Here is a 13,774-nt window from a genome sequence, read left to right as displayed (position 1 = left end):
GCCGAATGGTATGGCAGCTATACCCCTCAATCCAGGTATTATTCATACAGATATGCTTTCTATTAGCTTTGGAGAAGAAGCTGCTAATTATACACCCGTGTCCGATTGGGTATTGAAAGCTGTTCCGTTTATTCTCAATTTAAGACCCAAAGATAACGGGATTCCCTTGAATATACATTAGACATCTCCAGAAAAGAAAAAAGACCCCTCTCCAAACCTCTCCCCGAAACGGAGAGAGGCTTTAAAACCCCCCTTCCCTGCCTTCGGCACGCTGTGCGAACGTAGGGAAGGGGGGAAGGGGGGTTAAGTCTGGGTGCAAATTTGTGGTATCTAAATCTTTTTCGGAGATGTCTATTAAAGAGTGAATCTCAATTGCGTAGGCGTAGCCCGTCGTAGACATCGTTGCGATTAGGAGGCGACAGTTGAATCACCTCAGAAAAACGTGAATACTTAACCGCATCGGTAGGGGGATAATCCGCCGATACTGCAATTAACCCAATTTTTATATCCTCGAAATAAATCACACCCCCAATACGTCCTTCAACTTGGAAAGCTCCATGAAATAAAGAATACGGAGCAATGTATATCAGAAAAAAGTCAGTAATCTTTATTGTCCTGCTAAACATCTGCTGACAAGTTTTTTGGAGGATAGCATCTAGGTATTCATTATAGGCAGGCTCACCCAGGTCAGTAAATTCTGGATGATCCGCAAAATGATCCATATAAAATGACCAGATATGAGACAAGTCTGCAACGTCCGTCAGCTTTTGCTTAAGTTCCTGTAATCGGTCGATTTTCATAGTCTGGATATTGAGGAGATGGGGTGAACAGACAGCCCTGTTAAAAATGTACCACAGCGATCGCTGTCAATTGATCGGCTAGGCACTCAGACTAGATAATCGAAAAAGCTTATTAGTGACTGAAATTGTGGAATATGGCAAAATTTGTGGCTCAATTTGGTGAATCTGAAGGCAATGTTAGACGTGCTTTGAAAACTGCCGAAGCATCGCTCAACAGCCCAAATCTTTTTGTTAAAAATTAATGCGACGATAGATTTCAGTCAGGGGAATTTCTACGTTTAAACTGTGCAGAACAATCGTCCGCTCAAGGTGAGAGTGAACTTGCCATAGCCAGGGATCGTTTAAAACTATTATCAGCAACAGGAGAAAGAATTGCCAATTGCATGAACTGTGACAAGGTGGTTACAAAAATATATGTCGGGTGGGCTATCTGAGCAAGAAACTCTCTGGATTCTCCGCGTCTCTGGGATTATTTTTATCTTGGGCGTCCCAATGTAGTGATATATAAAACAGCTTCATCAGCAGGAATACCCAAAACTTCATTTACTTGATCGTCAAAGAATCCACCGATACCACTGACGCCTACATTCAGGTGCATTGCTGCTAAATTCAGGCGTTGTCCCAAATGACCGGCATCCATGTGCAAGTAACGGTAAACGCGATCGCCATATTGTGCGATCGCCGCTTTTAAATCGGCTGTATGAAATAATACCGCTGCTGCATCCCGCCCTAATTCTTGTCCTAAACAGAGAAAATGTAACTCTCGCCGAAAGTTTTTAAACCGGATTTGGCGTAATTCTTGGGCTTTGGGCGCGTAATAGTAACAACCAGCCTCCAGTCCTTTGACTCCACAAACAGCAATAAACGTTTCGATTAAATTTAGATCGAAATAGTCTGGAGAAATATCTAAGCTTTGGTCGATGTAATTTTGCGGTTGGTAAGTGAAATCGAGTAAACTTTTCAATTCATCGAAGCTTAAATCATCACCATTGTAAGCGCGGGTAGAGCGTCGCTTATACATAGTGCTTTCCAGTTCTGACAGCTTGTGTCCCCAGTTTATCGGTGCGGTGGTGGTGGGAATTTTTAAACAGAAAGGAAAATTGTATTTATCCTCTAAAGATTTTTCTTGTTTAATAGTTGGTAGATTAAGATTACCAGTTACACCTGGTTGGATCTGGGTGTGTCGATGGAAATATGTTAGTAATTCGCCATCGGGGATTTGAGGATAACTGGTTTCAGTAGCGGAAGGTAAAGCAGTACATCCCAATGGTAAATTTTGATTCACATCTAACAAGTCTGCCAGAGGTAAGACAGCGATCGCACCTTCTTGTTGCGGATCGACATAAAGCAGATCGTTGACCGATTCATCCACAAAGCCGCCGATTAAATGGGGGCGATAATCAGTAATCGCACCAGCTAGCTCGATATTACCCAACAGATGTCCCGTATCCAGAAAAATCCGCCGATAAGCCCGATCTTCATAGCGCCACTCAGAACGGTAGAATACCGCAGTCACAATAATTGCTAGTTGGGTATTTTCTAAAGAAGGATGCCAGAAACAAGCTGCTTGGAGAGTTTGCCAAACATCACTTTCCCAATAATGCATGAGAGAATGAGTTCGACACTGGTAGTTATATAAACCAGGCGGCAATAACGACGTACCACGGGAAACCACATATATCTCGGCAGGGTATAGTCCGCCTGCACTGGGAGCAGCGCGTAAATATACTGCACTACCCATAGAAGGCATTTTCGCCGTCAATCCATAACTGCGAAACAATAGCCGTGAAAGTCTTTGCCACCATTGAGCATCTGGATTATTAGCATAAGCCTCTGCTTTTTCTTGGATATAGGGTTTGAGATCAAAAGTAGAGCCAATTTTGTACTCTTTAAAGGGCACTGGCTGTTTAGTCCAGTCTAACCGCTGACTTTTGGAAGCGAGAGTCTCAGGGTTGTATTTAGTCCGTTCGTGATAATGCTGGGCAATCGATTGGTGTAATTCTGGCATAGTACTTTTAATATCCTTGGGGCATCCTTTTCTTGATCTTGGCATTCATTAGCCTCATTATTTCGTGTCAATTGGTACAATCCTCAGAGTCATAAAGTGGTAAATGGTAACAATTGGATTGGGCATAGGATAAGAGGCAGAGAGGCAGAGGGGAAAAACTTACTACAACTTCTTTTCTCCCCTGCTCCCCTGCCCCTCTGCCCCTCTGCTCCCCTGCTCCTCTGCCCCCCTGCTCCCCTGCTCCCCTGCTCCCCTGCTCCTCTGCCCCCCATCTTCCGCAGTACCATATAAACGCAAAACTATCTAAGGCTGGATGTGCAATGATGCCTGTACGTCAAACTTTATCAAAGCCTGATATCCAACTTTCTTATTTAGAATGGAATCAAGGTCAAGAACCTTTACTGCTGTTACATGGCTTAGGCGACCATGCTTTGGTGTGGTCTAGTTTAGGAGATTACTTGGCGGCGGATTACCACATTATTGCGCCAGATATGCGCGGACATGGCCAAAGTAGTAAACCAGAGATAGATTATAGCTTTGAGAGTGCGATCGCAGACCTTGAAGCACTTATGGATAGTCTTGGATGGAATTTTGCCCACATTGTAAGTCACTCGTGGACAGGCAAATTAGCTGCTATTTGGGCAAGACAAAACCCAAAGCGTTTACGGAGTATAATTCTCGTCGATCCGATTTTTATCTGGAAAATGCCCAGTCTTTTCAGGGTAACTTTCCCAATGTTATATCGCTTCCTGCCTTTTCTTAAAAGTATGGGGCCCTTTGCCAGCCATGAAGAAGCCGAACAGCAAACACGGCAATTAAAGCAATATCAAGGATGGAGTTCCTTACAGCAGCAAGTCTTCCAAGCAGGAATAGAACAAAAACCCGATGGGAGTTGGGGCAGCAAATTTACCATAGCCGCCCGCGACGGCATTTTTGAGGCAGTCATGCAAGTGCCCGGTTTTACAATTCCCCTTAACACCCCTGCCCTATTCGTCCAGCCAAAACAAGGACTGAACCGCCAAAATTGGCAAATCCAACCCTACAAAACCTATCTTCAAAACTTACGTATCTGCCAAGTTCCCGGCAATCATTGGCCGTTTTTGACACAACCAGAGACATTTAACCAAACTGTGGCAGCTTTCTTGGCAGAACACAAATCAAAAATCTCATGATTATTTGGACGGGATTAGTCATACAGCAACAGAAGAATTAATAGGAGCGATGTCTAGGGGAATTGGGCATTGGGAATTGGGAATTGGGCATAAGAGGCAGAGGGGCAGAGGGGAAAACTTACTGCAATTTCTCCCCTGCTCCCCTACTCCTCTGCTCCCCTGCTCCTCTGCTCCCCTGCTCCCCTGCTTCCCCACTCTCCACTCTCCTGTCATGAGCCTTTGTATCAACCCTGTTTGCCCTAAACCAAATCACCCGAATAATCAGCAAAACCGCTTTTGTCAAAGTTGTGGTTCCCATCTAGAATTGCTAGGGCGTTATCGGGTAACGTGCCTGTTGAGTGACAAAACAGGTTTTAGTAAAGTTTATGAGGCATACGAGCAAGATACCCCCAAAATTATCAAGATACTCAAAGAAGATTTATCAGGCGACGCCAAAGCAGTAGAACTATTTCAGCAAGAAGTAACGGTGTTGGGACAATTCAAGCATCCTGGAATTCCCAAAGAAGATAGTTACTTCCAGTATCAAACCCGAAATGGTTTAGTGTTGCATTGCATTGCAATGGAAAAAATCGATGGCTACAACTTAGAACAGTGGCTACAGCAGCAAAATAGCCCCATATCCCAAGAACAAGTCATAGACTGGTTAAGACAGTTGATAGAAATTTTAGATGTAGTACATAGCAAACAATACCTACATCGAGATATTAAGCCATCTAACATCATGATTAGATCCCCCCTTGAGCAGGGTTGGGGGAATCTAGTACTGATTGATTTTGGCACCGCCAGTGAAATTAATAAAACCTACCAAGACCAACTAAGCAATGGCGACAAGATGACAGCACTTATGTCATCTGGCTACAGCGCCCCAGAACAAATGAATGGTCAAGCAGTACCGCAGTCAGATTTCTTTGCTTTAGGACGCACTTTTGTATTTTTGCTGACAGGATATCATCCTTTGGAAATGTATGATGTCCAGCAAAATTTGTTGCACTGGCAAAATCATGCTACCCATATTTCACCCTTACTATTGAATTTAATTGATTGGCTAACAGCGTCAGATATAGAAAAACGTCCTGCCAGTACTGAAGAAATTTTGTATTCCCTAGAAGAAATCGAAACTCAATTAACAGAAACTACTCCGACAAATAGTAATATCGTAGAATCTTCTAACCTTGAACATTTACCTTTAGATACTAATAAAAACTCATTACCTCCAAGTAAGCAGCCGGAAAAAGTGCCGCTATTGGCATTTTTTGCAGTTCTATTAGTAGTATTAGGATTGCTTAGTATAGTGGCTTTGGCAACGCGAAAGTCAGATTTTTCTGAAACATCTTATTACAGACAATATCCAGAAAAAAAAGGTAATATTGATTATTTTTCTTATCAAGAAGGTAGGGATAGTCAGGGAAGGATAGCCGAGTTTAATATAGCGGTTTTATCACTAAAATATAAATGGCTTTTAGGTAGCAACTTTCAAATTAAATACAATGATGAAATTATTAGCGTTGACCTTTTGAAGTTGAACTTAGAACAAGAAGGTATAGAGAAGATAATGGAAGCTCCCAATGAGATTATCTCTGTCGGTACAGCTTCTTGTAAAGGTGATAGATTAATTCAAGAACGTGTGGCTTTAGAACGTTCTAAACAAATACAACTTTTAGTTAAAAAATTATTTATTAATACACCAAGTGTCAAAAGTTATCGCTTATTGAATTTGGGTCAATTTCAACGGAGTAATTGTCAGGTAAATCAGGATTTAACGACATATCAGACAAGTGTAATAATTATTGGTGTTAAAAGAGAATCATCAGGTGTCATTCTTGACGAGGCGCTACGGAATAGGTTAGAAAAGAAGCCTTTTGCTGATTTTAAATTAGAAGATTATTCTTTGGGATCTGCACAAAAGTTTAAGACTATACCGAGCAATTTATAAAATCTCTAGCAAAATAAAATCAGTACATAGGCATATCTCTTATGGCTAGAGCAGCAAATATCAGCCCTATAAACAAACAACTGCTACCTGTTTGGGATGAACCAGCTTACCTACTTATTTGTATTTGTTGATAAATTACTAGTAGCGTCTTCCAGACTAACTAGGACGGTTATTCGCACCGTGAGTTTTTAGGATGATTTGCGAAAATTAAAGATAACTGGAGGTTCAAAATATGAAATTTTCAATCCAATCACTTTACGCCTGGTATCGCAGTGTGCTTCGTAACCCCAAATACCGTTGGTGGGTAATTTTAGGAACGTTGGTTTATTTGGTCAGCCCATTTGATGTTCTCCCAGATTTTATACCCGTTGTGGGGCAGATTGATGATGTTTTCCTTTTGACTCTGCTAGTTAGTGAAGTGTCTGGGCTAGTGATTGAGGGCTGGAAAGCTCGTAAGGGTGAGGTGGGTGCTGAAGTACCTAACACTACTGAGGGTTCTACCTCTAGTGGAAGCACTATTGATGTTGATGCCGTTTCTGTTAAGTAGTTTTAATAAAACCCCTGCTTTTGGAATCGGAGGTGGGGGATATTTTTTTTCAACGCAAAGGGGCGCGGAGGGAAGCGCGGAGGTTCGCAAAGGAGAAAAGGGAGTAAGAGGAGGGGTTAGAGGTTGTTGGCTACGCGTTTGATGCCTTCTTTGAGGTGGAGTACGTTAAAGTTGAGGAGAAGACCTAGTTTACAGTTTGCTAGTTTGAGATAGGTTAGGAGTTGGACGGAGTGAATTGGATGGAAGGATTCTACAGATTTAATCTCTACAATTACTTTGTTTTCGACCATCAAATCTAATCGATAAACGCATTCCAATTGCACATCTTGGTAAACCAAAGGCAATGGAATTTGTTTACCAACACTCAACCCGGACTTCTTCAACTCATAATCCAAACACTCCTCATAAGCCGACTCCAATAAACCAGGCCCCAAAGCAGTATGCACCCTCATCGCACAACCAATAATCACCCCACTCAACTCATTCTCTCTCATCCTCTGCGTTCCTCTGCGCTTCCCTTTGCGATCCTTTGCGTTTAAAAATCTTTCACAAATTCCGTCAAGAACCTAAACGCCTTCAAAATATAACTAGCGCAATCTCTAGGAGAGGTATTGTAAAACGATCGCCATGCACTCGCCTTATCCTCATCATAGCGATCGCTGCGTTGACTATGATTCTCTAACCACGCCAATCGCACTGCATGGCCAATCAACACATCCAACACGATATATTCTTCAATTTGCAGCTTGGGATTATTGGCAGCGATCGCAGCTAATTCGATTAATGCTTCAATATTAACTTGGCGATATTCTGTAGCTTCAATTTTATTCAGCAAATGCTCAACTAACAGCGCAAAATTTCTTTCCCCGGCCGTCATTTCCGACAGCATTATCTCACTATCTAAACGATTGCGGCGCTCTAGTTTATCGCCAATTACTAGACCCTTGCAATGTTGCATTAATAGCCAAACTTGCTTAAAAAATTCTTTTGGTACGCGCCCCGTCGCACCTTCAGCTTGGCGAAACCGTCGCCAACCACCCGGCGGAACTTCTATCCCTTCGGCGATTCCTGGTAATACCACCCAAGCAATATCACTTTCTTTTTGTTTGACGTGCAGTGATTCTTGCTGGCGCAACAGGTTACTCATGCCAGTATATCCAGTTAATACCTGACGCAAGCGCATTTTCACTTCAAAGGGTGAAAGTTGCATTAAGTAATCGTAAGCTTCATCTTGAGTGACGTGTAATTCCCGCGCTAGTTCGCTGGTGAGCAATAAGATGAGATAGCCGACTCTCAAGGTTAGTAGTCCTTGGAATAGTTCGGGTTCTGAGCGAATTAAGATACCAAGATAGATTAAAATCTCTTGAGTAAGGACGCGATCGCGGATATCTTCACGACAAAAATGATTAATTTTATCGGCAATTTCATCGTGGGACATAGGTACTGTAATTAAGGACGCTTCGCTGTAAGCTTTACCCACAGCAATTTGCTTGCCCCGTACCAAAATACTCGTTACTGCATCTGATAGGCTGATATCAACCATTTGGCGTAACCCCGCAGCCCGACGCACTACTGCCCAAATGCCTAAATCTCCAGCTTTGGTATAAACTTCGTCGAGTAAATCGCCTACTGTGACAGGATATCCTGGCCCGCCATATCCTGTATCAAATTGCATTCCCTGTAAGCGAGTTAAAGTTTGCAGTAACTCAATTTGCTCGTAGATATTCTCTGATGAACGCAAATGAGAAAGTAATAACCCAAAGTTGGTTTCACACTCCACTTGAAATTCTTGGGTATGTCCTAAGCGCCAGTTTTTCTCAGGGTGATACGCTAAATAATAGCAACGTGGGCTAGCATTTTTTACTGGCGATCGCGAAAATTCTGCATTGGGGAGAAAATCAATTCTTTGGATTCCGGCTGTCAACATTAGCTGATTTAGCCGCCCTAATTTCACTCGCACACCGTTACAAACACCATCCTTCAGTTCTTGCATCAGTTCTAGTAATGCCTCAGAACCACTTTCTAACATGGTGTGCGTCAACATTAAAGTCAAGGTAGGACGCCCTAAATCGCTCCAATATTTTTGAATGTAAGCTAGTTCGCTTCTAATTTGATCTAGTAAAAAATGGTAATCAAGAGTTAGATAAAATTGCTGAGAGTCGGAAAAGGAAGGCAAAAATACAATTGTTTCACCGCTAATCCGAAAGATTCTAGATGTTGTCAAACTCCGCAGCCGCCGCACTGGCCGCCCAGTTAAACCAAGTTTATCATTACGTCCAATTTGGGTATAAATAGCTGAAAATTCTCCAGCTTTCCTCACCTGAATTGGTTCTACTTGTGCGGGTGTTTGTGCTTCGATTCCATGAACTTCTAGTTTCGTTTGTAAATCTTCATCTTCTGCTAATAAGGCAATTTGTACCAATGCTTCGCGCTGTTTTCCTACACACAAATGTCTTCCCAAAGGGTCGATATCACCAACCGCCAGTAAACCTTCACTCAACATTTCACTGAGGAAATATAAACTCTGCGCCCATACCAAAGGAATATTCTCATTGGGCAAACGTGGTTGAGTTTGAGGTGCTAACTTTTCTGCTTCTATATTTTCTGCGGGAACATAATAAAGTTCTGGCAATAAACGCAAACCATCTTGTTCTATGAGTAATGATTCTAAAAGCTCTTGGTATTTTTTAACTTGTTCTTGTTCGCCACGAAATAATCCATCTAGAACTAAATAAGTGAAAAATAACGGCCATTCGCATTCAATATGCTCAAATTGCTTGAGTTCCCACGGTTCGTAGTGCAAGCGCTGATGATCTTCTAAAACCGTTTGGTGTCCATCACGCAGAAAGCGTTTACAGCCGTATTTACCTGCGAGTTTATTGATAATATCGTTTAAAGTGCGATCGCGTAACTCCAAATCTTCCACTGCAAAGGCAGGATAACTAATAATACTCAATAGCGCCGCATCAATTTCTTTGGAACCAGATTCCCTCGGTAATAAAGATTCTAAAGTAATCCGGGCACGGGCGATTTCATCTGGTAGCACATGAATAACTGATGCTTGACTACCACGCACACCAAACAAATCCAATCCGTTGATAGCTTCCAAAGCAGCTTTTGCCATGCCTACGGAACTGGCATTTAACTCTGCACTACCACGATTTATTTTATTCCCACGTTCCCAAATGCCATAATCTGGAGTGCGATAAGCTCGTCCAATGTAGTAAACTAAATTTTGGACGAAATTCACTTCATCAATGGTATAAATTATTTGCAATCCCGCAGCCGTCATTTGCCCCAACATCAGTAAAAATATAGATGTGGCATCAAGTTGCAAATGTCCCCATTCATCATCACCAACAACAATGTCACCAGTGGCGGTATTATATTTGGCGTGCAGTCCATCTAATAGCGACTGAGTATGTTTAAATGTCTCTACTTTATGAGCCTGTCGCATCATCGCAAATAGCAACCCACGCATCAATTTAATGACACTGTGTTCTAGTTCATAGGTGCGTCCTTCATCGTCGTCAATTTTGCGGTATGCAAGTCCTAAACCCCAAACTGCCAAAATGCTGTAAACGTTGTCTCGCACCCAGGCATCAGTATAATCGCCGTGGGCTGTAATCGCTGTACTCGCAGGTAGCAAACCAGTAATCGGATTTTGCCGAGTCAGGATGATCGTTTTGATTTGCTGGTAGTAATAGTCTAGGCGAGTTAGCAATTTGGTAGATGTTTTCATGGTTTGGTTCAGAACAACTTGCAAAATTCGACCCTGTGACTGTGAACTGAATTACCTAAACCAAGTCAGAACAAGTTCTGTAATGGTTGATGGGACAACAGCTAAGGGTGGTGTGAGTTTATTATTATCTCTTGTTAATACACCTCTGGGTACTGAATTTTAGTGATTTTATTTCGGCGTGGCACTGGCGAAATAGTGAAAAATTGGGGAGATTTTTGGGTGTGGTCAGAATTACGTGCTATGGAGTGCAATCTGGGAGAGATGAGCTAGTATGCTAGCATAACAGCAGATTAACTTTTTTCATTATGGAAACTCGAATTAATAAACGCACCCACAGCGATTACACCCAAAGTGCTGCTTATCTGCCCAAGGATTTAGTTAAAATTTTCAAACAGCTAGCTCTTGAGTTAGAAATAGGGCATAGTGAGGCAATGGAAGAAGCTGTCAGAATGTGGTGTGATGCGGCAATCAAAAAAGTAAGTCAACCTTAATGAGGTATCCTACACCCAAACAAAATCTGATTTGTTTTATTCTCTGTCAAAACCTCACAACGTTTCTACTACCTATCTTTATAGTCAGATTAGATGAACGAACAGGAGACATCTATATCTTGGCTGGTGATGAAACTGGTATTGTAATTAACCCTAATGGTAAATGGAGATACGACGAATGACCAAGCCTAAGTTTGCTGCAATGAGTAAAATAGAGTTAAAACGTTATTTATTAGAGAATCGTAATGATACAGAAGCTTTTCACGCTCTAATGGATAAAATTAACGCTGAACCTAACCCGAAGTTTTATACCATAGATGAAATTGGTGAACTGGGAAAACTAATAGAAGCAAAACGGACACGAGAAAATCTCTAAAAATTACCTTTATCAACTCGCTTAATCGATGTAGCTTATCAGATGTCGATATCAGATGTCGAGACATTGTAGGCTGTGGATTACAGGGTCTACAGTCTGGCAATGAAAATAAATCGGCATGGACGCGCTGAGGTTTTAACACAGTCAGAGATACAGCTAATTTTTAGTCATGGATTAGAAAATGACCGCGATCGCAAACCAAAACATGATATTTATTCAAATCTTCACTATCTATTGTAATATTTTATACCTATAACTATAGTTTTTAAGGCAATCTCTGCGTGGGTGGAATAAATCCCTCCAAGTAAGTCGAGTCTTAGAAAGGTGACTCTCAAGAGTGGTCTTGGGAATCCACCGTGATTGGGTGTACTAAATCATATAGTGTCCGGTTAAAGACTTATCATTAAGACCGCAGAGGTAAGGTCCTTTTGGGCTTTGTGCATAGATTCGGAAATTATAACTAATTAGCCGGACATAATATTCAGTGGTGGGATGATGTCAAAAATCAAGAGTCCCTAACTCCGAAGCATGAGCTTATGCTAGTCTAAACTAAATCACTACTCCGAGGTTATGCTTATGCTGGTATAAACTAAATCATTTTTTTGTAGAAATATTTATTAAATAAATATAATTTTAATGTAGATATGTTTTAAAATTGATCTGCTTGTGTTAAGCATTCGGCAAATAATTGCAGTCAAGAAAGGGAGGCTATCCTCAATCCAATCAAGTTTGATAAAAAATAGGGCTTATGCACTGTACAAATAACTCATCTTATGCATTAGTATAAATACCTCGGTTCAGACTTTTACAAACCATATTTTGTTATTTGCGTAGGCTAGTAAAAATCTAGCTAGAAGCCTTGAAAAGCATAGTTGCTATTTTGGCTTTTCTGTTAATGCGTAAGTCATAAAATATTAATCGGTTTTTTTACATGATAAATATCCTAGTTTGCTTTATTACACCCTAAGATATTTACTAAATAATAGTTTCAGGGAAAATTATTATTTCACTTACTAACATAAATAATTGAAGCCTTGATTTAGGCTAGTATTTGCTTGAAAAAACTAAAAATTGGTATTGTTATTGCTGTTCTCAATGAATCAGGTAATTACCATTTTATAAAAAAAAGCAGCAGATAGAAGCAAGGGCGTAAAAATATAAATAACTTCAAATTTTTTTACCCAATATCTTGTTCATTTTTTGTCAAGAGAAATATTAATCTTAAATAGGAGTAACACAATGAAAACAGTCGGGATGTATCGTCGAGCTTATCCGAGAGTATCAGAAACTTTTATCGGAGAGCAAGCCCATAATTTACAAACATATAAACCGTTATTTCTTACTTGTAAACTATTAGAAGAAATTCCTTTTGACCATATTGCTATTAGTGATAATGACCAATGGAAAATTAAGCAATTATTTCATATAATTTCTGCTTCACCAAATATGTTTGGTAAAGAAGCTGAACTAAAAAATCTAAAATTAATTCACGGGCATTTTGGGCCAGATGGTATTTATGCAATGCGATTGGCAGAAAAATTAAATATTCCTTTCCTCGTTACATTTTACGGTTTTGATATCACAGTTTCACGCCGTGCTATGTGGCTGTCAGGTAATCCAGCATTCTATCAATTTCTTTTGCATGAAGAAGAATTAAAACAAAAAGCATCTAAATTTATTGCTTTTTCTAGTTTCTTGTATAAAAAGATGATTGAATATGGTTATCCTGAAGATAAAATTATTAAACTAAATAGTGGTATAGATTTAGAAAAATTTGCCCCAGCTAGTGAATCAAAAGGTGAAAGATATATTTTATGTGTAGGCAGACATACTGAAAAAAAAGGAATTGATACCCTATTAAAAGCCTTTGCCAGGATTGCCAGTAAGCATCCAGATGTGTCAGTTATTCAAATTGGAAATGGCACAATGACTGAAAAATTAAAAACTCTAGCAGATGAGCTTGGTATTAGTAATAGAGTCAATTTTATGGGGGCAAAACCTTATGAAGTGATTCAAAAAACTATGAGAAATGCAGAAATATTTTCTCTACCCAGTCAAACAGCAAAGAACGGTGATAGCGAAGGTTTACCGCTTTCAATATTGGAAGCCGCTGCTTCTGGTTTGCCAATAGCTTCTACCTGGCATAGCGCTATCCCTGATGCTATTTTAGATGGAGAAACTGGCTTTTTAGTTGATGAAAAAGACGATCAAGCTCTCGCGGAAAAATTAGATATTCTCTTGTCTGACCGGGCTTTAGCTAAGAGTATGGGTAAAAAAGGACGAGAGTTTATTTGCGAAAATTTTGATATTCGCAAGCAAACTGCCAAGCTAGAAGCTATTTATGATTTAGTAATTAGTTAACGACACTCAAGTGAGAGTATCTCAATTTAGATTACTGAACCTCAAGCATTTGTTAATGAGCAGAAGTTTTCTAATGCCTTGTTTGGAGACAACTCCTCTTTTTTTAGCCATCCGTATGGTTATTTATTCGCGATCGCCAGCTCTCACAGATTATATTAGTAGCAAAACTTACTACGATCGCAGAATAATTCCCCCAAAAATCAAGGTAGCAAGCTAAAAATTTATATAAAGGTACTAAAGAGATAAAATTTCCTCAGTATCTACCAGACAGCGCTATTCCGGGTTAGGATGATGACTAGCAATGCTTTGATTTAGCTATCGATATTGAATTGTTGAAATTTTAT

The 13,774-nt window shown here is 40.3% G+C and carries 14 protein-coding genes; 9 read left to right on the top strand and 5 right to left on the bottom strand.

Annotation, left to right across the window (positions count from 1 at the left end; genetic code table 11):
* The first annotated feature begins 10 nt into the window (after positions 1–10).
* The gene (locus tag V7K61_RS17540) at positions 11–181 is read left to right on the top strand and encodes a hypothetical protein (protein ID WP_335055044.1); all 171 of its coding nucleotides are present in this window, start codon (positions 11–13) and stop codon (positions 179–181) included.
* A 187-nt stretch (positions 182–368) separates the two neighbouring features.
* Here V7K61_RS17540 and V7K61_RS17535 read toward each other — a convergent pair whose 3' ends face one another.
* The 3 genes from V7K61_RS17535 to V7K61_RS17525 form a co-directional block, all read right to left on the bottom strand.
* Positions 369–800, bottom strand: a complete 432-nt coding sequence (locus tag V7K61_RS17535) for a hypothetical protein (RefSeq protein ID WP_335055042.1) — start codon at positions 798–800, stop codon at positions 369–371.
* 475 nt (positions 801–1,275) lie between these two features.
* Positions 1,276–2,808 carry a SagB/ThcOx family dehydrogenase gene (locus V7K61_RS17530; RefSeq protein WP_335055306.1) on the bottom strand — a complete coding sequence of 511 codons (1,533 nt, stop codon included), beginning with the start codon at positions 2,806–2,808 and terminating at the stop codon, positions 1,276–1,278.
* Positions 2,809–2,970: 162 nt separating this feature from the next.
* Positions 2,971–3,105 (bottom strand): hypothetical protein, encoded by a 135-nt coding sequence (locus V7K61_RS17525; RefSeq protein WP_335055040.1) that lies wholly within the window; start codon positions 3,103–3,105, stop codon positions 2,971–2,973.
* Positions 3,106–3,131: 26 nt separating this feature from the next.
* Between V7K61_RS17525 and V7K61_RS17520 the strand changes: the two genes are divergently transcribed.
* The 3 genes from V7K61_RS17520 (at position 3,132) to V7K61_RS17510 (ending at position 6,460) form a co-directional block, all read left to right on the top strand.
* A complete protein-coding gene (locus V7K61_RS17520; protein WP_335055303.1) occupies positions 3,132–3,980 on the top strand; it encodes an alpha/beta fold hydrolase in 849 nt (282 codons plus the stop codon).
* Between the two features lie 211 nt (positions 3,981–4,191).
* Positions 4,192–5,913 (top strand): serine/threonine-protein kinase, encoded by a 1,722-nt coding sequence (locus tag V7K61_RS17515; RefSeq protein ID WP_335055038.1) that lies wholly within the window; start codon positions 4,192–4,194, stop codon positions 5,911–5,913.
* A gap of 232 nt (positions 5,914–6,145) precedes the next feature.
* Positions 6,146–6,460, top strand: a complete 315-nt coding sequence (locus V7K61_RS17510; protein WP_099103219.1) for a YkvA family protein — start codon at positions 6,146–6,148, stop codon at positions 6,458–6,460.
* Positions 6,461–6,576: 116 nt separating this feature from the next.
* On the opposite strand, the gene V7K61_RS17505 is transcribed toward V7K61_RS17510, so the two are convergent.
* Both V7K61_RS17505 and V7K61_RS17500 read right to left on the bottom strand, forming a co-directional pair.
* Positions 6,577–6,954, bottom strand: a complete 378-nt coding sequence (locus tag V7K61_RS17505) for a GxxExxY protein (protein WP_335055036.1) — start codon at positions 6,952–6,954, stop codon at positions 6,577–6,579.
* Between the two features lie 41 nt (positions 6,955–6,995).
* Positions 6,996–10,202, bottom strand: coding sequence for a glycoside hydrolase family 15 protein (locus V7K61_RS17500; RefSeq protein WP_335055033.1), 3,207 nt, complete (start codon positions 10,200–10,202; stop codon positions 6,996–6,998).
* 305 nt (positions 10,203–10,507) lie between these two features.
* Between V7K61_RS17500 and V7K61_RS17495 the strand changes: the two genes are divergently transcribed.
* The 5 genes from V7K61_RS17495 (at position 10,508) to V7K61_RS17475 (ending at position 13,430) form a co-directional block, all read left to right on the top strand.
* Positions 10,508–10,693, top strand: coding sequence for a ribbon-helix-helix protein, CopG family (locus tag V7K61_RS17495; protein ID WP_094328789.1), 186 nt, complete (start codon positions 10,508–10,510; stop codon positions 10,691–10,693).
* Positions 10,693–10,875 carry a DUF6888 family protein gene (locus tag V7K61_RS17490; RefSeq protein ID WP_094328788.1) on the top strand — a complete coding sequence of 61 codons (183 nt, stop codon included), beginning with the start codon at positions 10,693–10,695 and terminating at the stop codon, positions 10,873–10,875. The genes V7K61_RS17495 and V7K61_RS17490 overlap by 1 nt, the downstream gene beginning before the upstream one ends.
* Positions 10,872–11,069 carry a DUF6887 family protein gene (locus V7K61_RS17485; protein WP_335055031.1) on the top strand — a complete coding sequence of 66 codons (198 nt, stop codon included), beginning with the start codon at positions 10,872–10,874 and terminating at the stop codon, positions 11,067–11,069. Before V7K61_RS17490 ends, V7K61_RS17485 begins: the two co-directional genes overlap by 4 nt.
* A 102-nt stretch (positions 11,070–11,171) precedes the next feature.
* Complete coding sequence (locus V7K61_RS17480) at positions 11,172–11,309, top strand: hypothetical protein (RefSeq protein ID WP_442936326.1); 138 nt, start codon at positions 11,172–11,174, stop codon at positions 11,307–11,309.
* Between the two features lie 999 nt (positions 11,310–12,308).
* A complete protein-coding gene (locus V7K61_RS17475) occupies positions 12,309–13,430 on the top strand; it encodes a glycosyltransferase (RefSeq protein ID WP_335055029.1) in 1,122 nt (373 codons plus the stop codon).
* Positions 13,431–13,774 lie beyond the last annotated feature (344 nt).

It is taken from the genome of Nostoc sp. (genome assembly GCF_036918015.1).
Taxonomy (GTDB): domain Bacteria; phylum Cyanobacteriota; class Cyanobacteriia; order Cyanobacteriales; family Nostocaceae; genus Nostoc.
Note: the sequence above shows the minus strand (reverse complement) of the source record. Positions and strands in the feature narration are given on the sequence as shown.

Bases quoted from the DNA above. Each gene is read 5' to 3' on its own strand.
- V7K61_RS17495 (WP_094328789.1), top strand. From the start codon at position 10,508: ATGGAAACTCGAATTAATAAACGCACCCACAGCGATTACACCCAAAGT.
- V7K61_RS17505 (WP_335055036.1), bottom strand. From the start codon at position 6,954: ATGAGAGAGAATGAGTTGAGTGGGGTGATTATTGGTTGTGCGATGAGG.
- V7K61_RS17490 (WP_094328788.1), top strand. From the start codon at position 10,693: ATGAGGTATCCTACACCCAAACAAAATCTGATTTGTTTTATTCTCTGT.
- V7K61_RS17535 (WP_335055042.1), bottom strand. From the start codon at position 800: ATGAAAATCGACCGATTACAGGAACTTAAGCAAAAGCTGACGGACGTT.
- V7K61_RS17515 (WP_335055038.1), top strand. From the start codon at position 4,192: ATGAGCCTTTGTATCAACCCTGTTTGCCCTAAACCAAATCACCCGAAT.
- V7K61_RS17510 (WP_099103219.1), top strand. From the start codon at position 6,146: ATGAAATTTTCAATCCAATCACTTTACGCCTGGTATCGCAGTGTGCTT.
- V7K61_RS17485 (WP_335055031.1), top strand. From the start codon at position 10,872: ATGACCAAGCCTAAGTTTGCTGCAATGAGTAAAATAGAGTTAAAACGT.
- V7K61_RS17520 (WP_335055303.1), top strand. From the start codon at position 3,132: ATGCCTGTACGTCAAACTTTATCAAAGCCTGATATCCAACTTTCTTAT.
- V7K61_RS17480 (WP_442936326.1), top strand. From the start codon at position 11,172: ATGAAAATAAATCGGCATGGACGCGCTGAGGTTTTAACACAGTCAGAG.
- V7K61_RS17540 (WP_335055044.1), top strand. From the start codon at position 11: ATGGCAGCTATACCCCTCAATCCAGGTATTATTCATACAGATATGCTT.
- V7K61_RS17530 (WP_335055306.1), bottom strand. From the start codon at position 2,808: ATGCCAGAATTACACCAATCGATTGCCCAGCATTATCACGAACGGACT.
- V7K61_RS17500 (WP_335055033.1), bottom strand. From the start codon at position 10,202: ATGAAAACATCTACCAAATTGCTAACTCGCCTAGACTATTACTACCAG.
- V7K61_RS17475 (WP_335055029.1), top strand. From the start codon at position 12,309: ATGAAAACAGTCGGGATGTATCGTCGAGCTTATCCGAGAGTATCAGAA.